Source organism: Azohydromonas caseinilytica (genome assembly GCF_012927045.1).
Lineage (GTDB): Bacteria > Pseudomonadota > Gammaproteobacteria > Burkholderiales > Burkholderiaceae_C > Azohydromonas > Azohydromonas caseinilytica.
In genome coordinates, this window is sequence record NZ_JABBFW010000005.1 from 203,622 (window position 1) to 222,612 (window position 18,991).

Below are 18,991 nucleotides of genomic sequence, written 5' to 3' on the forward strand. Positions count from 1 at the left end.
CCATGTTCCGCATCTCCCACTACATGCACGCGCTGGCGCAGGCCGAGTGCAAGGGCACCTACCCGCTGGCCGCCAGCCGCAAGCCGCGCGGCCCGGTCGTAATCTGGAACCTCATCCGCCGCTGCAACCTCACCTGCAAGCACTGCTACGCCTTCTCGGCCGACCACGAGTACGCGGGCGAGTTGGGCACCGAAGAGGTCTTCGGCGTCATGGACGACCTGAAGGCCTTCGGCGTGCCGGTGCTGATCCTCTCCGGCGGCGAGCCGCTGCTGCGGCCCGACATCCTGGACATCGGCCGCCGCGCGCGCGAGATGCGCTTCTACACGGGGCTGTCCACCAATGGCACGCTCATCGACGCCGGCTGGGCCGACCGCATCGCCGAAGTCGGCTTCGATTACGTGGGCATCAGCCTGGACGGCATCGGCGCGGTGCACGACCGCTTCAGGCGGCTGGAGGGCGCCTTCGACAGCAGCCTGGGCGCCGTGCGGCTGCTGCGCGACCGCGGCGTGCGCGTGGGCCTGCGCTACACCATGACCGACATGAACGCGCAGGACCTGGTGCCGCTGCTGGAGCTCATGCGCGCCGAGGGCATCCCCAAGTTCTACTTCTCGCACCTGAATTACGCCGGGCGCGGCAACCTGCACCGCGGGCGCGACGCGCGCTTCACCGCCACGCGCGCGGCACTGTACGGGCTGTTCGACCGCGCCTGGGAAGACGCCCGGCGCGGCGGCAACGAGGAGTACGTCACCGGCAACAACGACGCCGACGGCCCCTTCCTGCTGATGTGGGCGCGCGAGCGCCTGCCGCAGTGGGCGCCGCAGTTGCAGGCGCACCTGCGCCAGTGGGGCGGCAACGCCTCGGGGCTGAACGTGGCCAACATCGACAACCTGGGCCACGTACACCCCGACACCATGTGGTGGCACCACGACCTGGGCAGCGTGCGCGAGCGGCCCTTCTCGCGGATCTGGAACGACCTCTCCGACCCGCTGATGGCCGGCCTCAAGCAGCAGCCGCGCGCCGTGGGCGGACGCTGCGCCGGCTGCCAGTACCTGGCCATCTGCGGCGGCAACACCCGGGTGCGCGCGCAACAGCTCACCGGCAACGCCTGGGCCGAGGACCCGGGCTGCTACCTCGACGACGCCGAGATCGGGCTGGCGCAGCCGGCGCGGCGCATCGAGATCACGCCCTTCGGCGCGCAGCCGCGCGCGGCGAGGGCGTCATGAGACCGGCGCTGCACACCGCGGGGCGCCTGGCGCTGGCTGCCGGGCTCGTCGCCCTGGGCGTGGACCTGGCCCGCGCCGCCGACGCGCCACCGCCCTCCCCGGCCGCCCTCTACGAGCAGCACTGCGTGGCCTGCCACGGCGCGCAGCGCCTGGGCGGCATGGGCCCGGCGCTGCTGCCGCAGAGCCTGGAGCGGCTCAAGCCCGCCGAGGCGCAACGCGTCATCGCCCAGGGCCGCGCCGCCACGCAGATGCCGGCCTTCGCCGAAAAGCTTTCGGGTACGGAGATCCAGGCGCTGGCGCAGTGGATCTACGCGCCCGTGTCGCCCGCACCCAGCTGGAGCGAGGCCGACATCCGCGCCTCGCGCACCGAGACGCCCCAGGCCAAGGAGTTGCCCAACAAGCCGCAGTGGAAAGCCGACCCCATGAACCTGTTCGTGGTGGTGGAAGGCGGCGACCATCACGTGTCGCTGGTCGATGGCGACCGCTTCGAGGTGATCCACCGCTTCGCCTCGCGCTTCGCGCTGCACGGCGGCCCGAAGTTCAGCCCGGACGGGCGCTTCGTCTACTTCGGCTCGCGCGACGGCTGGATCACCAAGTACGACCTGTGGAACCTGCAGGTGGTGGCCGAGGTGCGCGCGGGATTGAACATGCGCAACGTGGCCGTGAGCGGCGACGGCCGGTGGGTGATGGCGGCCAACTACCTGCCGCACACGCTGGCGCTGTTCGATGCCAACCTCAACCTCGTGAAGAGCTACGCCGCCGCCACGCTGGACGGCAAGGCCAGCTCGCGCGTCTCGGCCGTGTACGACGCCGCGCCGCGCAAGAGTTTCGTCGTGGCGCTCAAGGACATTGCGGAGCTGTGGGAGATCAGCTACGACCCCAAGGCCGAGCCGATCTTCGACGGCTACGTGCACGACTACAAGATGGGCGAAGGCATCGCCACGCCCGGCACCTTCGGCGTGCGCCGCACGCGGCTGGACGAGCCGCTGGACGACTTCTTCTTCGACCAGAGCTACCGGTACGCGCTGGGTGCCACGCGGCCCAAGGAGAAGGCGGCGGCGCCGGCCGCCTCGGCGGCTTCGGACGCCGGGGCGGCACCGGTGCCCACGGCGCAGGTGGTGAACCTGGACATCCGCAAGAAGGTGGCCGAGCTGCCCATTGCCGGCATGCCGCACCTGGGCTCGGGCATCACCTTCGCGTGGCAGGGCACCACGGTGCTGGCCAGCCCGAACCTGCAGGGCGGCGCCATCGACGTGATCGACATGAAGAGCTGGAAGCCGCTGCGCAGCATCGCCACGCCGGGCCCGGGCTTCTTCATGCGCAGCCACGAGGCCACGCCCTACGCCTGGACCGACTCGATGATGAGCCCGGGCGCGAAGGACACGCTCACGCTCATCGACAAGCGCACGCTGCAGGTGGCGGCGCAGATCCGCGAGCCCGGGCGCACGTTGGCGCACACCGAGTTCACCAAGGACGGCCGCTACGCGCTGGTCAGCGTCTGGGAGATGGACGGCGCGCTCATCGTCTTCGACGCCACCACGCTCAAGGAAGTGAAGCGTCTGCCCATGAGCAAGCCGGTGGGCAAGTACAACGTGTGGAACAAGATCACGCGGTCGGAGGGGACCTCGCATTGAGGTTTGCATCACTGGACATCCGACCGGGGACCACGGCCCGCTGCCGCCGCGCAGCGGGCCGTTTTTGCACGCCCGCTGCGACCCACCCCGCCCCACTCCCCAGGAAAAACCCTCGGCACGTGCATTGCCGCTGAAGCCTTTGACCTTTCAAAGCTTCAACAGGAGATGCCCGTGGGTTCCATCAATGCCCCCGGCCTGGTCGCGCCTTTGCGTCCGGCCGCCGCCTCTGGCGGATTCGATGTGCTCGTGGTCGGCGCCGGCTTTGCCGGCAGCGTGCTGGCCGAGCGGCTGGCCAGCCAGCTCGGGCTGCGCGTGCTCATCGTCGACAAGCGCACGCACATCGGCGGCAACGCGCACGACCGCTACGACGACGCCGGGCTGCTCATCCACCCCTACGGGCCGCACATCTTCCACACCAACTCGGCCGATGTCTTCGACTACCTGTCGCAGTTCACCGAGTGGCGTCCCTACCAGCACCGCGTGCTCGCCAGCGTCGATGGGCAGCTGCTGCCCATGCCCATCAACCTCGACACCGTCAACCGCCTCTACGGCATGAGCCTGACGGCGCTGCAGATGGAGGAATTCCTGGCCTCCATGGCCGAGAAGATCGAGCGCGTGAAGACCTCCGAGGACATGGTGGTCTCCAAGGTCGGGCGCGACCTCTACAACAAGTTCTTCCGCAACTACACGCGCAAGCAGTGGGGCCTGGACCCGTCCGAGCTCGACGCCAGCGTCACCGCGCGCGTGCCCACGCGCTGCAACCGCGACGCGCGCTACTTCACGGACACCTACCAGGCCATGCCGCGCGCGGGCTACACGCGCATGTTCGAGCGCATGCTCGCGCACCCGAACATCAAGCTCATGCTCAACACCGACTACCGCGAGATCGAGCACCTGATCCCGTGGCGGCACATGGTCTACACCGGGCCCATCGACAGCTACTTCCACTACCGCCACGGCCGGCTGCCCTACCGCAGCCTGCGCTTCGAGCACGTGACGCTGCCGCAGGAGCGCTTCCAGGAAGTGGGCACGGTCAACTATCCCAACGACTACGCCTACACCCGCATCACCGAGTTCAAGCACCTCACCGGCCAGGCCCATGCCCAGACCTCCGTGGTGTACGAGTATCCCTGCGACGAGGGCGACCCCTACTACCCCGTGCCGCGGCCGCAGAACGCCGAGGTCTACCGCCTCTACCAGGAGGAGGCCGACAAGCTCTCCAACGTGAGCTTCGTGGGCCGGCTGGCGACCTACAAGTACTACAACATGGACCAGGTGGTGGCCCAGGCGCTGGCCACCTTCAAGCGGCTCAAGGGCGAGCTCAGCGCCAACGAGACGCTGCGCCCCGCCACGGGCGCGTCCGCCACGGCGCTGGAAGGCAGCACGGCCGCCGCCGTGCTGGCCGCGGCGCCGGCGCGAACGCGCCGCGAGCTGCCCGCGTCCGGCGCGACGCTCAACGGCACGACCGCCTCGTGATGGCGGGGCTGGAGCTGTGGGCCGCCCCCGAGGCGACCGTCAATCGCGTCGGCGACCGCTACCTTGATCAGCTCCAGTGCAGCGGCTTCGCCGAGCGGCTCGATGATCTGGACCGCCTGGCCTCGCTGGGTGCGCGGCGCATCCGCTTCCCGCTGCTGTGGGAGCGCACCGAGCAGCCTGACGGCACGTCGGACTTCACTTGGGCCGACGCGCGCATGGCGCGGCTGCGCGAGCTGAAGCTGGAGCCGATCGTGGGCCTGCTGCACCACGGCAGCGGCCCCATGCACACCAGCCTGCTCGACCCGGATTTCCCCGCCAAGCTGGAGGCCTACGCGCGCGCGGTGGCCGAGCGCTACCCCTGGGCCACCGACTGGACCCCCGTCAACGAGCCCGTGACCACGGCGCGCTTCTCGGGCCTGTACGGCCTGTGGTACCCGCACCGCGCCGACGGCCACGGCTTCGTGCGCGCGCTGATGAACGAGGTGCTGGGCACGGCCGCCGCGATGCGCGCCATCCGCACCGTGCAGCCGCGGGCGCGGCTGGTGCAGACCGAGGACATCGGCTTCATCCACTCCACGCCCGAGCTGCAGTACCAGGCGCGGCACGACAACGCCCGGCGCTGGCTGGCGCTGGACCTGCTCGCCGGCCGCGTGGACGAGCGCCACCCGATGCGCGGCTACCTGCTCGCCCATGGCGCCACCGAGGCGGAGCTGGCCGCGCTGCGCGAGCCCGACGCCGACATGCTCATCGGCATCAACTGCTACGTCACCAGCGAGCGCTTCCTGGACCACCGGCTGGAGCGCTACCCGGCGCACCTGCACGGCGGCAACGGCCGCGACCGCTACGTCGACACCGAGGCCGTGCGCGTGCTCGGCGCGCACGTGGGCGGCTTCGAGGCGCGGCTGCGCGAGGTGGCGGCGCGCTATCCGCAATACCCGCTGGCCATCACCGAGGTCCACATCGGCTGCACCCGCGAGGAGCAGATGCGCTGGCTGGTGCAGACCTGGAACACCGCACAGCAGCTGCGCGAACAGGGCGTCCGGCTGCAGGCGCTGACGCTGTGGGCCGCCTTCGGCACCTTCGACTGGGACAGCCTCGTCACGCAGCCGCGCGGCCGCTACGAGAGCGGCGCCTGGGACGTGCGCGGCCCCGTGCCGCGCGAAACCGCGCTGGCGGCGCTGGCGCGCGACCTGGGCGCCGGGCGCGCGCCCGCGCATCCGGTGCTGCAGGGCCCGGGCTGGTGGCAGCGCGAGGAGCGCCATGCCTACCCGCCGCACGGCGAGGTACAGGCCCGGCGCTGCGGCGGACGGCCGCTGCTGATCGTGGGCGCGCGCGGCACGCTGGGCCAGGCCTTCGCGCGGCTGTGCCGCCAGCGCGGCCTGCCCTACCGGCTGCTGCGCCGCGACGAGCTCGACATCACCCGCAGCGCCGACGTGCGCGCCCTGCTGGAGGCCAGCAACGCCTGGGCCGTCATCAATGCCGCGGGCTACGTGCGCGTGGATGACGCCGAGTCCGACCCGCGCCAGTGGCACGACAACGCGCTGGGCCCGATCACGCTGGCGCGCGCCTGTGCCCGCGCGGGCGTGCCGCTGCTGAGCTTCTCCAGCGACCTGGTGTTCGACGGGCGCCAGCAGCACCCCTACCGCGAGAGCGACCCGGTCAACCCGCTCAATGCCTACGGCCTGGCCAAGGCCCGCGCCGAGCAGGCGCTCACCCGGCTGCCGCAGGCGCTGGTGGTGCGCACCAGCGCCTTCTTCGGCCCCTGGGACCGCTACAACTTCCTGCACGTGGGCCTGGAACGCCTGGCGCGCGGCGAGCCGTGGACGGCGCCGCACGACCAGGTCGTCTCGCCCACCTACGTGCCCGACCTGGTACACGCCTGCCTGGACCTGCTCATCGACGGCCAGAGCGGCCTGTGGCACGTGGCCAACCGCGGCGCGGTGAGCTGGTACGACTTCGCCTGCAGCGCCGCCGAGGCCGCCGGGCACCCGCGCCACCTGGTGCAGGGCGTGGGCAGCGACACGCTGGGGCTGCGCGCCGCGCGCCCGCCCTACAGCGTGCTGGGCAGCGAGCACGGCGAGTTCACCGCCGCGCTGGACGACGCGCTGCAGCGCTTCCTGGCCGACGCGCCCCGCTTGCTGAACGAGGCGCCGCCGGCGGCAGCCTTCGGCATCGGCCGTTGAAAATTGCGCACAAGCCTTCCCGCTGTGCTTTCGCCTGGATCAAGGAAAGTGCAGCGCATTGATTTCTCGCAGTAATTCTTCGTTACATTGCGCGGCATGATCCTGCGCCCGCTGCGGTGCGGGCCACTCCATCCCTAGTACGGTGCCAGGTCCGCCTGCAGGTGGGCCCGGCTTGCTGACGACCACCCTGGAGGACGACCATGCCGGCCATCTTGCAGCTCGGCGCAGGCTTTATTTGCGCCACGCCAGCCTCTCTCTTCCCCCTGCACGCCCGCATGGGAGGTGGCTCATGAGCATGAGCACGCTGTCGTTTCTGGCTCCGGGCCGGGCTGGGCGCATGACGGTGGCGCGGCGCCTGCTGCTGGCCTTCGGCGCCGTCGTGCTGGTGCTGCTGACCGTGGCCGGCGTGTCGCTGTACAGCGCCTACCGGCTGCAGGCGGCCGAACAGGCCAGCGCGCGGGCCCAGCAGGCGCTGGTGGCCTCCAGCGGCATGCTGCAGGACATGCTGGGCATGCAGGCCGGCGTGCGCGGCTTCCTGCTCAGCGGCGACGAGCGCTTCCTCGCCACCTGGGAGACCGGCCGCAAGACCTTCGACCAGCACTGGAGCCAGGCCCGGCAGTTCGCCCAGGGCGACGAGGAACAGGAGCGCCGGCTCGACCTCATGAAGACGCGGCGCACCGAGTTCGAGGAGGTGGCCACGCCGATGATGAGCCAGCGGCGCAGCATCGCCACCGGCCAGGGCTACATGGCGGACCTGGTGGGCGAGTTCATGAACGGCATGGACCAGGCCGCCATGGACAACTTCCGCGCCGTGCATGCCGAGTTCGACAAGGCCCAGGGCGTGCTACTGGCCACCAGCAGCGCCACCACGGAGTCCACGCGCAGCGCCAACATGGCGGTGCTCTTCACCGGCCCGCTGCTGGCGGTAGGGCTGGCGCTGGCGCTGGGGGTGTGGATCGCGCGCAGCGTCAGCCGGCAGCTCGGCGGCGAGCCCGAGCAGGCGGCGCAGGCGGTGCGCGAGATCGCGCAGGGCAACCTCGGCGTCGAGCTGGCCGGCCACCGCGGCGCCCGCGACGACAGCCTCATGGCGGCCATGGCTGGCATGCGCGACCAGCTGGTGCGCACCGTGGGCGAGGTGCGGCGCAATGCCGAGGGCGTGGCCACGGCCAGCGCGCAGATCGCCCAGGGCAACCAGGACCTGAGCCGGCGCACCGAGCAGCAGGCCTCGTCGCTGCAGGAAACGGCCGCGGCGATGGACGAGCTCGGCAGCACCGTGCGCCACAACGCCGACAACGCCCAGCAGGCCAACCAGCTCGCGCAGGGCGCCTCGGAAGTGGCCGTGCGCGGCGGCACGGTCGTGGCGCAGGTGGTGGACACCATGCGCGGCATCGAGGACAGCTCCAAGAAGATCGCCGACATCATCGGCGTGATCGACGGCATCGCCTTCCAGACCAACATCCTGGCGCTCAATGCCGCGGTGGAGGCCGCGCGCGCCGGCGAGGCCGGCCGCGGCTTCGCGGTGGTGGCCGGCGAGGTGCGCAGCCTGGCGCAGCGCAGCGCCGAGGCGGCCAAGCAGATCAAGAACCTCATCACCGAGAGCGTGCAGCGCGTGGGCATGGGCTCGGACCTGGCCGACGAGGCCGGCCGCACCATGGAGGAGGTGGTCACCGCCATCAAGCGCGTGACCGACCTGGTGGGCGAGATCAGCCATGCCAGCCAGGAGCAGAGCCAGGGCGTGAGCCAGGTCGCCGAGGCCGTGACGCAGATGGACCGCGCCACGCAGCAGAACGCCGCGCTGGTGGAGGAAAGCGCCGCGGCCGCCGAGAGCCTGAGCCAGCAGGCGCAGCGCCTGGTGGAAGCCGTGGCGGTGTTCCGGCTCGCGGCCGGGGACATGGCGCTGGCCGCCGCCGGTGCCGGCACGCGCATGGCGCCGGCCCCCAGCCGCCCCGCCCTGCCCGCCCTGCCCGCCCGGGCTGCCGCGGTGCCGGCCGTGCGCCCCGCCGCCCCGGAGCAGCCCGCCGCGCCGGCCGCCGTTGCGCCCACCGCCACGGCCACCGGCTGGGACGGCAGCGAGCGCCGCAGCCCCACCCGCGCCAGCAACGTCACGCGGCCCGACTTCCAGCGCCAGGCGCCGCGCGACGCCGGTGCGCCGGCTGCGGCCGCCGGCACCGCCAGCCGCACCAGCACCGGCACGGACGACGAAGACGGGGAGTGGACCTCGTTCTAAGCCGGCCCGCGCCCGCGCACCAGACCTCGCCTCGTCCGCGGCTTGCGGGCGGCGCGAGGTCTTTTTCCTGAAGCCCGCCGCTGTCCGTTTTTTCGGGCCGCTTATCACAAGTCAAAGGCAAACACATCAAGATTTGCTAAGGGTTTTGTAAATATTCGTTGTTAGATTGATCTACAGCAGCGGCGCACTTTGAGGGGAAGTCCGCGGAACTCCCCAGGTCGGTTGTGCACGCGGGCCTCGTGGCCTGCTGCGCGCCAGGCCCGGCTCCCAGCCGGGACAGGTGCTCGCCGCGGTGTTTCATCCAACAAATGCAGGACCCCACATGAAACTTGCCAACTTCCGCATCGGGCATCGCCTTGGCGCGGCCTTCGGTCTCGTCCTTCTGATGGCGCTGGCCTCGTCGGGGCTGGGCATCCATCAGCTCGGCCAGATCCAGGGCAACCTGGACCGGATCGTCCAGGAGAACAACGCCAAGATCACGATCAGCCACCAGATGAACGACGCGATCCATCAGGTGCTGCGCTCCATGCGCACGCTGATGCTGCTGGAGGACAAGGCCGCCATCGAGGCCGAGGGCCAGAAGATCGTCCAGTTCCGCGACGCCTACGACCGCGCGCGCGAGGCGCTGGGGCGACTGCCCGCCAGCGAGGAGTTCAAGACGCACCTGGCGCGCGTGGACGAGGCCCGCAACGCCTCGCGCCCGGCCAACAACAAGGTGATCCAGCTCGGCCTGTCCGGCCAGCGCCAGGAGGCCGTGGCGGCGCTGATCCAGGAATCGCAGCCCCTGACCCAGCGCTGGCAGGACCTGCTGGAGGAGAACATCCGCCTGCAGGAAGCCACCAACCAGCGCAGCAGCGACGAGGCCGCGGCGGCCTACGTCTCGGCGCGCAACCTGCTCATCGCCAGCGCGCTGGCGATGCTGGCGGCCTCGGCGCTGCTGGCCTGGCGCATCACCCGCTCCATCACGCGGCCGCTGCGCAACGCCTGCGAGGTGGCGCTGCGCGTGGCCGAGGGCGACCTCACCACCGGCGTGCACGCCGAGGGCCATGACGAGGCGGCGCAGTTGCTGCGCGCGCTGGCCACCATGGAGCAGAAGCTCACCCACACCGTGGCCCATGTGCGCCGCAACGCCGAGGGCGTGGCCACGGCCAGCGCGCAGATCGCCCAGGGCAACCACGACCTGAGCCAGCGCACCGAGGAGCAGGCCGCCTCGCTGCAGCAGACGGCCGCCTCCATGGGCCAGCTCGGCGGCACCGTGCGCCACAACACCGACAGCGCCCAGCAGGCCAACCAGCTCGCGCAGGGCGCCTCGGACGTGGCCGCGCGCGGCGGCCGGGTGGTGGCCCAGGTGGTCGAGACCATGAAGGGCATCGAGGCCAGCTCCAAGAAGATCGCCGACATCATCGGCGTCATCGACGGCATCGCGTTCCAGACCAACATCCTGGCGCTCAACGCCGCGGTGGAGGCCGCGCGCGCCGGCGAGGCCGGCCGCGGCTTCGCGGTGGTGGCCGGCGAGGTGCGCAGCCTGGCGCAGCGCAGCGCCGAGGCCGCCAAGGAGATCAAGGACCTCATCACCGACAGCGTGCAGCGCGTGGGCATGGGCTCGGACCTGGCCGACGAGGCCGGCCACACCATGGAGGAGGTGGTCACGGCCATCAAGCGAGTCACGGACCTGATGGGCGAGATCAGCACCGCCAGCGCCGAGCAGTTCCGCGGCGTGTCGGAGGTGGGCAAGGCCATGGGCCAGATGGACCAGGTCACGCAGCAGAACGCCGCGCTGGTGGAGGAAAGCGCCGCCGCGGCCGACAGCCTCAAGAACCAGGCGCAGCGCCTGGTGGAGGCGGTGGCGGTGTTCCGCCTGCTGCACGAAGAGCATGCCCCCGTGGCCTTCTCCGCGCCGCAGGAGGAAGCCGCCAACCGCGACATGGGCCACTCCGCCAGCAACGTCGCGCACCCCGACTTCAAGCGCCGCAGCGCCGCCAAGGCGCCCGCCCTGGCCACCGACGCGGACCAGGCCCGCACCGGCACGGACGACTGGACGACGTTCTGAAGCCCGGGGGCGACAGGCCCTGCGCCAACGAAAAAGGGGCCGCGAGGCCCCTTTTCTCATTCAGCCCAACGCCTCAGCGCGGCACCACGAAGGTCGTCTTCTCCCGCACCACCTGCTGCGAGCCGTCGGGCAGCAGCCGGGCCACCTCCACCAGCACCGGGCTGGAGCGGCCCTGCAGCTGCTGCGCCTCCTCGCCCGGGATCTGCAGCTGCAGCGGCAGCGAGCCGATCTGCGCCGCCGGCACTTCCAGCTCCGAGGCGCCGGCGATGGTCAGCCCCGGCAGCCCGCTGACGCTGACGCGGTAGCGCGCCGCGCTCTCGGTGCCGTTCATGAGCTGCAGCCGGTACACGTTCTCCACGCGGCCGTCCTCGACCATGCGCGCCAGCGTGTTGCGGTCCTTGATCAGGTCCACGTGGAAGGGGTTGCGCAGCGCCAGGCTGGCGATGAAGGCGATGCTTACCGCCGCCAGCAGCGCACCGTAGATCAGCACGCGCGGACGCAGCACGCGGGCGAACATCTGCGCGCGGCTGAGCGCCTGCGCCACGCCGTTTTCGGTGGAGTAGCGGATCAGGCCCTTGGCGTAGCCCATCTTGTCCATCACGCCGTTGCACACGTCGATGCAGGCGGCGCAGCCGATGCACTCGACCTGCAGCCCGTTGCGGATGTCGATGCCGGTGGGGCAGACCTGCACGCACAGGCCGCAGTCGATGCAGTCGCCCTTGCCCAGTGCCTTGGGGTCGGCCGAGCGCGGGCGCGAGCCGCGCGGGTCGCCGCGGGGGGCGTCGTAGGTGATGATCATCGAGTCGCGGTCGATGAGCGCGCCCTGGAAGCGCGCGTAGGGGCACATGTAGGTGCACACCTGCTCGCGCATGAAGCCGGCGTTGCCCCAGGTGGCGAAGCCGTAGAACAGCACCCAGAACGCTTCCCAGCCGGTGAGGCTGAAACTCATCAGCTCGGCCGTGAGGGTGCGGATGGGCGTGAAGTAGCCCACGAAGCTGAAGCCGGTGACCAGCGCGATCAGCACCCACGCCACATGCTTGCCGCCCTTGCGCAGCAGCTTTTCAGCGCTCCACGGCGCCTTGTCGAGCCGCATGCGCGCGATGCGGTCGCCCTCGGTGTGGCGCTCGACCCACATGAAGATCTGCGTGTAGACCGACTGCGGGCAGGCGTAGCCGCACCACAGCCGCCCGGCCACCGCGGTGAAGAAGAACAGGCCCAGCGCCGAGATCACCAGCAGCGCCGTCAGGTAGATCAGGTCCTGCGGGTACAGCACCAGCCCGAACAGGAAGAAGCGGCGCTGCTCCAGGTCGAACAGCAGGGCCTGGCGATCGTTCCACTGCAGCCAGGGCGCGCCGTAGAAGAACAGCTGCGTCAGCCACACCATCACCCAGCGCCAGCGCGCGAACCAGCCGCTGACGGCCTTGGGATAGATCTTGGCTTGCTTCTGGTAGAGCGAGACGGACTGGATGGGGATGACCTTGGCGGCGGGCTTGCTCACGGGAAATCGCTTTCGGAGATGCGCGCGAAATGTATCTTCAGGCGGAAGGCACAGCGTCGCGCTCGACGTTGCGGCGGCACGAAAGGGGAACCAACGGGAATTCCTGCCGGGCGCGCGGTATTGATCAGGGGGTCAGGCGGCGGCGGTGGGCAGCGCCGCCGGGCGCAGCAGCCGCACGGGCTGCGGCGCGCCGGGCAGCACGTCGGCCAGGGTGTGGGCGTCGAGGTGCTGCATGAAGCGCTGCAGCGCGCCGCCGATCACGCCGGTCAGGGCGCATTGCCCGTCGAGCGCGCAACCGCCGGCGGGCGGCGGCGCGGTGTCGTCGCAGCCGCAGTCGTGGCCGCCGACGGCCAGGCATTCGACCAGCGCGAAATCGGGCTCCATGCAGCGCACCACGGCGCCCAGGTGGATCTGCTCGGCCGGCAGCGCCAGCCGCATGCCGCCGCCCTTGCCGCGCACCGTCTCCAGCCAGCCGCCCAGCGCCAGGCGGTGCGTGACCTTCATCAGGTGCGCCTCGGAGATGCCGTAGGCGCGCGCGACCTCGGCGATGGTGCACAGGCGCTGCGGGTGCTGGCCCACGTGCATCAGCAGCCGCAGGGCGTAGTCGGTCATGGCGGTCAGGCGCATGGCGGGGGTGTCCTTGTTCTTGTCGGATAGCCTGGATTGTTTCAGCCCGGCTTGCCGTCCAGGCGCGGCCGGGTCAGCGCCGGCCAGTAGCGCACGGCATAGAGGCCGAAACCCGCGGACCACAGCGCGGCCGAGCACAGCAGCGCGTGCACATAGCCTGCCGGCCACAGCAGCGGCCCGCCCACGCGCACCACGCCCGCGGCCAGCACCAGGGCGTAGCAGGCGACGTCGAAGCCGTCGGCGCGCAAGGGGCGCCCGGTGTGGCCGCGCGCGGTGCGGGTCATCATGGCGATGGTCAACCCGCCGATGGCACCCACCGTCAGCGCGTGGGTGGCGAAGCTGCTGGGCAGCAGGTCCAGCGCCGCGGCGGCACGCAGCGCCAGGTGCAGCGGAATCCACAGGTAGGCCGCGTGCAGCACCCACACCAGCGGCACGCGCAGCGTCTTCCAGGGCTGCCACAGCGCCAGCCGCGCGCCGTGCAGCAGCGCGGCCACCGCGGCGATGGAGAACACCACCACGCCCGGCAGCCCCAGCGCGTCGGCCACCAGCAGCGCCAGCACGCTGGCGAGGGCGCCCTGCTCGATGCGCGGATGGCGCGTGGCCTGCGTGCCCGGCACGCCGTTGTTGGTGAACATCGGGATCACGCGCCCGCCCATGACGGCCATCATGAACAGCACCACGTCCAGCCCGATCTGGATGCCGGCCCAGCCCGGCAGCAGGCTCAAGCCCAGGCGCTCGGCATGCACCAGCGCCGCGCCCAGCGCCATCAGCACCAGCAGCCCGGCAAAGAAGTAGTTGCGCTGGTTGTTGCCGCGGCGCAGCGCCCGGAACAGGCCCCAGGCCGCCAGCAGCGGGAAGGCGACGTTGGCCACGGCCGCCGCCACGCCCCAGGGCGTGAGCACCAGCACCCGCGCCAGCAGCCACAGCGCGGCCAGCGCCATCAGCGCGCGGCCGCTGGGCGTGTCCTGCCCCGACCAGTTGCGCCCGGCGGTGAACAGGAAGCCCACCACCACCGCCAGCGTGAAGCCGAACACCATCTCGTGCGCGTGCCACAGCGGCCCGGCCAGGTAGGCCCCGCCCAGCACGCCGCTGAACTGCAGCGCCCACAGCGCGATGGACAGCGCCGCGAAGCCGCTGGCCAGCAGGTAGAAGGGCCGGAAGCCCAGCGCCCACAGGGCCCAGCCTTGCGGACGCGGTGCGGGGGCGCCGCGCGGCGCCTCCTCGATCTTGAGCAGCACCGTCATGTGCGTTCCCTCTTCAGTTCCATTGCGCGCCAGCGCCAGGCGGCGCGCCCCATCACCAGCGCGAACAGCGCGATGGCCGCGGCATTGAGCGCCGCGCCCGCGCCGCGCCAGGCCGGGTCCACCAGCCGCAGCGCCAGCGAGGCGTGCAGCAGCGCCAGCGGCAGGTAGAAGGCGGCGTCGAACTGCACCTTGATGCGCGCCACCGCCGGCAGGATCACCGGCGCGTGCCCCATCACCATGCAGAAGATGAAGCCCAGCCCCAGCGCGTGCAGCGCGGCGTCGCGGGTGTCGAAGCCCAGCGCCATGCCGGCCCAGGCCACGCCCGCCAGCGCCAGCCAGGCGTAGCCGCCGAGCAGGCACAGCGCCATGTAGCGCGTCAGGCCCTGCGCGCGCACCGTGCGCCGGGCGATATCGAAGGCGGCCAGCCACAGCGCCAGGCCCAGCAGCGCCAGCCCGAACAGCGCGCCCGACAGCGCCGCGCCGGCCAGCAGCGCGCACAGCAGGGCCACCAGCAGCGGCTGCGCCGCGGCGCGGCGGCGCATCAGCCGCGTCATCTCCAGCCGCTCGGCGGCGATGGTGATGACGAGGAAGGCGAACCAGGCGGCCAGCATCGCGTCGTCGTGCAGCCCCAGCGCCAGCCGCACGCAGCCCGTGAGCCAGGCCAGCGCCGACACCAGCAGCAGGATGGTGTGCGGCGCGGCCTGCTTCTGGACGATGGCGAGATTCACCGCCACGAAGCCCAGCGCCGCCGCCGCGAAGGCCAACGCGCCGGCCTGCGGCCACCCGGCCAGCAGCGCCACGCCGCCCAGCAGTGCCAGCAGCGGCACCGCGAAGGCCGCGCGCCGCTTGAGCGCCACCGCGCGCTCGATGCCGACCACCGCGCCGAAGAAGGCGCAGATCATCAGCGCCGCGTGCTGCGCCGCCGCCTGGCCGACGAGGGCGTTTTGAGCGACCGGCAGCCCCGCGCGCAGCAGCCCGCCGGCGACGGCCAGCAGCAGCAGCGACGCCAGCACCGGCGCCAGCAGCAGCCGGCCCCAGCGCAGCGCGCGCGTGGGGCCTCCGGTGCGCCGGGGCAGGACGGCCGCCATCGCCTTCTCCCTCTCCATCACCAGCGCATGAAGCGCCGCGCGCTCTCGCTCATGCGCTCGGGCGTCCAGGGCGGCTCGTAGGTCAGTTCCACCTCCAGCGGCAGCGCCGGCGGCAGCACGCGGTCCAGTTCGGCCTGCACGTCCTCGACGATCACGTCCGTCACCGGGCAGGCAGCGGAGGTCATGGTCATGAGCACATGCGCCCCGTCGGCGCCGACGCGCACGCGGTAGATCAGGCCCACGTCCACGATGGACAGCGCCACCTCCGGGTCCACCACGCGGCGCAGCGCCTGCGTCACCGGCGCGCGCAGCGCCTCGTCGCCCTCGAACTCGAAGCGCGGCGCCTCGGCCTGCGGATCTGGAACGGGAGCGGACATGGCGGCCTCGATTCAAAGATGTGCGAAAGATGAATCTATGGTGCGCTTGTGCCGGCCCGGCGCGGTTGACCTATCTCAAACCGCCCGGCCGCACCCGCCGCGGCGTGGACAATGCGCCCCTCGCGCCGGGCCACCCCGGCCGGCGCCCCGTCCCTTCCCTCCTCGCTCTCCCATTTGCCATGTTCAAGAACCTGCACCTGCTGCGCATCGCTCCCGGCTGGACGGCCGACGCGGCGCAGGCCGAAGAGCGCCTGGCGCGCGAACCCTTCCAGCCCTGCGGCGCCACCCAGCCCGAGAGCGCCGGCTGGGTGCCGCCGCGCGGCACGCCGCACGCGCCGCTGATCGAGCTGGTCCAGGGCCAGTGGCTGCTGGCGCTGATGACCGAACGCAAGATGCTGCCCAGCTCGGTCGTGAAGGACCGCAGCGCCGAGATCGCCGCGCGGCTGGAGCAGGAGCGCGGCTACAAGCCCGGCCGCCGCGAGGCCAAGGAGATCAAGGAGCAGGCCACGCTGGAGCTGCTGCCGCTGGCCTTCACCAAGCGCGCCTACACCCGCATCTGGATCGACCCCCAGGCCGGGCTGCTGGCCATCGACGGCAGCGCCACGCAGGCCGAAGGCGTGGTGACGCTGCTGGTCAAGGCGCTGGACGGCTTTGCCGTGCTGCCGCTGCAGACCCAGCAGTCGCCCGCGGGCTGCATGGCGGCCTGGCTGGCCGAGGGCGAGGCGCCGGGCAGCTTCTTCCTGGACCGCGAGTGCGAGCTGAAGTCGCCCGACGAGATGCGCTCGGTGGTGCGCTACGCGCGCCACGCGCTGGACACCGACGAGGTGAAGCAGCACATCGCCGCGGGCAAGCGGCCGACGCGGCTGGCGCTGTCCTGGAACGAGCGCGTGGCCTTCACGCTCACCGACACGCTGCAGCTCAAGAAGATCGAGTTCCTGGACACCGCGCTCGAAGGCCGTGACGGCGTGGCCGAGGACGAGGCCTTCGACGCCGACGCCGCCATCGCCACCGGCGAGCTGCGCCGTCTCATTCCCGCGCTGCTGGAGGCGCTGGGCGGCGAGCAGGCCGAGGGGCAGCCCGCCGCGGCGTCCGCCCCGGCCGCCGCGCCGGCTCCCGCAAGCACCGAGGCCCCGGCGGAAACCGCCGACAGCGCCGACGCCGCGCCCTGGTGAGCCCGCGCGCCGGGGCATGGCGCTTGCCGCCCCGGTGGGCATGAGACACGACCCTGCCCTGGACCCGGTGCGCCGCGCCGCGCGGCCGCTGGACGATCTCGATGACGTGGACGCCGTGGTGCGCGCCGCCGCCGGCGCGCAGCTGGTGCTGCTGGGCGAGGCCACGCACGGCACGCGCGAGTTCTACGCGCTGCGCGCGGCCATCACGCGCCGGCTCATCGAGCAGCATGGCTTCGACGGCGTGGCGCTGGAGGCGGACTGGCCCGACGCGCAGCGCGTGCACCGCTTCGTGCAGGGCGGCCTGGACGACGCCAACGCGCGCCAGGCGCTGGAGAGCTTCACGCGCTTCCCGCGCTGGATGTGGCGCAACCGCGAGTTCCTGCGCCTGGTGCAGTGGCTGCGCGCCTACAACGACCTGCAGCCGCAGCACCGCCGCGCCGGCGTCTACGGGCTGGACCTCTACAGCCTGCACGGCTCGATCCAGGCGGTGCTGGCCTACCTGGAGCAGCACGAGCCGCAGATGGCGCGCCAGGCGCGCGAGCGCTACGGCTGCTTCGACCATTTCCTGGACGACCCGCAGCGCTACGGGCAGGCGGCGCACTTCGGCCTGAGCGAGGGCTGCCAGCGCGAGGTGCTGCAACAGTTGCAGGCGATGATGGCCAAGTCCGTGCCGCGCATCGAGGAGGGCCGCCAGACGGAGGACGATCTCTTCCACGCCCAGCTCAACGCGCTGGTGGTGCGCAACGCCGAGCGCTACTACCGGATCATGTTCCAGGGCTCCAACGCCTCCTGGAACCAGCGCGACCGCCACATGCACCAGGTGCTGCAGCGCGTGCGCGAGCACCTCACGCGCACGCGCGGGCACCCGGCGCGGCTGGTGGTGTGGGCCCACAACTCGCACCTGGGCGACGCGCGCGCGACCGAGATGGGCGCCGACGGCCAGCTCAACCTGGGCCAGCTCGTGCGCGAGGCCGCCGGGCCGGGCGAGAGCTTCAACCTGGGCTTCAGCACCGACCACGGCAGCGTGGCGGCGGCCTCGGACTGGGACGCGCCGGTGGAGTTCAAGCGCGTCACGCCGGCGCGGCCGGACAGCTGGGAGGGCCTGCTGCACGACACCGGGCTGGACCTGTTCCTACTGCCGCTGGGCGGCGACGAGCTGCAGCGGCTGCTGGCGCCGCCGCGGCTGGAGCGCGCCATCGGCGTGATCTACCGGCCCGAGACCGAGCGCCAGAGCCACTACTTCGAGGCCTCGCTGTCGCAGCAGTTCGACGCCGTGCTGCACGTGGACCGCAGCCACGCCCTGCACCCCCTCGACGGTGCCGCGCCGCCGCAGGTGCTGGAGGAGCCGGAGACGTTCCCGAGCGGGTTGTGACTTCCTCTCCCCGTTCACCCTGAGCTTGTCGAAGGGCCTGTGGACAGTCGTGCAGCAGGGCTTCGACGGGCTCAGCCCGAACGGAACACCACGGCACACGGCTTGCCGCCCAGGCGGTTCAGCAAAACAGCCCACATCCCAGGAGGTGCCCCATGTCCGCCCTGACCCCCGAACAGCTCCAGACCCTGCAGGACCTGCTGTCGCAGCGCGAGGCCGAGCTCGGCGCCGAGCTGCGCGACGCGCGCGAGGCGCGCGAGGAGCGCCCCAGTGCGCAAGGCCCGCTGGTGGACGACCAGGCGGCGCAGGGTGAAGAGCGCATCCGCACCGGCGTCGAGCACATCGAGATGGAGCGCGACCAGCTGGAGCTGCGCGACATCGACGACGCGCGCGCCCGCATCGCCGAGGGCAGCTACGGCGAATGCGTGGACTGCGGCTGCGACATCCCCTACCAGCGGCTGCACGCCCAGCCCACCGCCGCGCGCTGCGTGGATTGCCAGGAGCGCTGGGAAAAGACGCACGAGACGGTGCCGCGCTACACGGCCTGAGGCGCGCAGCCCGGCCAACTCCGGCCCGGTTCGGGCAGCAGCCCGGCCTGTCCAGAAAAGCTGAACAGTGGCCGCACTCTTTGCGGTTATTGTCCAGCTTGCCTGACCAATTGCCCTCCGCCTTCCTGGGCTGAACGCCTGGGCCGCCCCGGGCGGCCGTGCACGGCAGGCGACTCCAACTTTTTTCGCCTCCGGGTGAACCGGCGGTGCCGCAACGCGCTCCTACCGGGCAACTGCCACTGTCCCGAACCTCACCGCGGGTCCGGCCGGGGATG

The 18,991-nt window shown here is 71.8% G+C and carries 14 protein-coding genes; 9 read left to right on the plus strand and 5 right to left on the minus strand.

Annotated features, from left to right (window positions below):
* Nucleotides 1–2: 2 nt before the first annotated feature.
* From nirJ to HHL10_RS31160, 6 genes are all read left to right on the plus strand, one after another.
* Complete coding sequence (nirJ, locus tag HHL10_RS09635; RefSeq protein ID WP_169160142.1) at nt 3–1,223, plus strand: heme d1 biosynthesis radical SAM protein NirJ; 1,221 nt, start codon at nt 3–5, stop codon at nt 1,221–1,223.
* On the plus strand, nt 1,220–2,857 hold the full coding sequence (locus tag HHL10_RS09640; protein ID WP_169160143.1) for a nitrite reductase: 1,638 nt from the start codon (nt 1,220–1,222) through the stop codon (nt 2,855–2,857). The genes nirJ and HHL10_RS09640 overlap by 4 nt, the downstream gene beginning before the upstream one ends.
* Nucleotides 2,858–3,037: 180 nt before the next feature.
* Nucleotides 3,038–4,333 carry a UDP-galactopyranose mutase gene (gene glf, locus HHL10_RS09645; RefSeq protein WP_310734572.1) on the plus strand — a complete coding sequence of 432 codons (1,296 nt, stop codon included), beginning with the start codon at nt 3,038–3,040 and terminating at the stop codon, nt 4,331–4,333.
* The gene (locus HHL10_RS09650; RefSeq protein WP_169160145.1) at nt 4,333–6,516 is read left to right on the plus strand and encodes an SDR family oxidoreductase; all 2,184 of its coding nucleotides are present in this window, start codon (nt 4,333–4,335) and stop codon (nt 6,514–6,516) included. Before glf ends, HHL10_RS09650 begins: the two co-directional genes overlap by 1 nt.
* A 289-nt stretch (nt 6,517–6,805) precedes the next feature.
* Complete coding sequence (locus HHL10_RS31155; protein WP_310734563.1) at nt 6,806–8,743, plus strand: methyl-accepting chemotaxis protein; 1,938 nt, start codon at nt 6,806–6,808, stop codon at nt 8,741–8,743.
* Nucleotides 8,744–9,065: 322 nt separating this feature from the next.
* A complete protein-coding gene (locus HHL10_RS31160; RefSeq protein ID WP_169160146.1) occupies nt 9,066–10,793 on the plus strand; it encodes a methyl-accepting chemotaxis protein in 1,728 nt (575 codons plus the stop codon).
* A 73-nt stretch (nt 10,794–10,866) separates the two neighbouring features.
* On the opposite strand, the gene ccoG is transcribed toward HHL10_RS31160, so the two are convergent.
* The 5 genes from ccoG to HHL10_RS09685 all read right to left on the minus strand — a co-directional run bounded on the left by ccoG (nt 10,867) and on the right by HHL10_RS09685 (nt 15,627).
* Nucleotides 10,867–12,291: a cytochrome c oxidase accessory protein CcoG gene (ccoG, locus tag HHL10_RS09665; RefSeq protein ID WP_169160147.1), complete on the minus strand. Its 1,425-nt coding sequence runs from the start codon at nt 12,289–12,291 to the stop codon at nt 10,867–10,869.
* Between the two features lie 132 nt (nt 12,292–12,423).
* A complete protein-coding gene (locus HHL10_RS09670) occupies nt 12,424–12,918 on the minus strand; it encodes an RrF2 family transcriptional regulator (protein WP_169160148.1) in 495 nt (164 codons plus the stop codon).
* 41 nt (nt 12,919–12,959) lie between these two features.
* Nucleotides 12,960–14,162 carry an NnrS family protein gene (locus HHL10_RS09675; RefSeq protein WP_169160149.1) on the minus strand — a complete coding sequence of 401 codons (1,203 nt, stop codon included), beginning with the start codon at nt 14,160–14,162 and terminating at the stop codon, nt 12,960–12,962.
* Nucleotides 14,159–15,250 carry a DUF8744 domain-containing protein gene (locus tag HHL10_RS09680; RefSeq protein ID WP_235971249.1) on the minus strand — a complete coding sequence of 364 codons (1,092 nt, stop codon included), beginning with the start codon at nt 15,248–15,250 and terminating at the stop codon, nt 14,159–14,161. Before HHL10_RS09680 ends, HHL10_RS09675 begins: the two co-directional genes overlap by 4 nt.
* Nucleotides 15,251–15,267: 17 nt before the next feature.
* Nucleotides 15,268–15,627, minus strand: coding sequence for a metal-sulfur cluster assembly factor (locus HHL10_RS09685; RefSeq protein ID WP_169160150.1), 360 nt, complete (start codon nt 15,625–15,627; stop codon nt 15,268–15,270).
* A gap of 179 nt (nt 15,628–15,806) precedes the next feature.
* Here HHL10_RS09685 and HHL10_RS09690 point away from each other — a divergent pair, with 179 nt between their 5' ends.
* The 3 genes from HHL10_RS09690 (at nt 15,807) to HHL10_RS09700 (ending at nt 18,716) form a co-directional block, all read left to right on the plus strand.
* Nucleotides 15,807–16,799, plus strand: a complete 993-nt coding sequence (locus HHL10_RS09690; protein ID WP_169160151.1) for a recombination-associated protein RdgC — start codon at nt 15,807–15,809, stop codon at nt 16,797–16,799.
* A 40-nt stretch (nt 16,800–16,839) separates the two neighbouring features.
* Nucleotides 16,840–18,171 carry an erythromycin esterase family protein gene (locus tag HHL10_RS09695; protein WP_169160152.1) on the plus strand — a complete coding sequence of 444 codons (1,332 nt, stop codon included), beginning with the start codon at nt 16,840–16,842 and terminating at the stop codon, nt 18,169–18,171.
* A gap of 152 nt (nt 18,172–18,323) precedes the next feature.
* Nucleotides 18,324–18,716 (plus strand): TraR/DksA family transcriptional regulator, encoded by a 393-nt coding sequence (locus HHL10_RS09700; RefSeq protein WP_169160153.1) that lies wholly within the window; start codon nt 18,324–18,326, stop codon nt 18,714–18,716.
* Nucleotides 18,717–18,991: the final 275 nt, after the last annotated feature.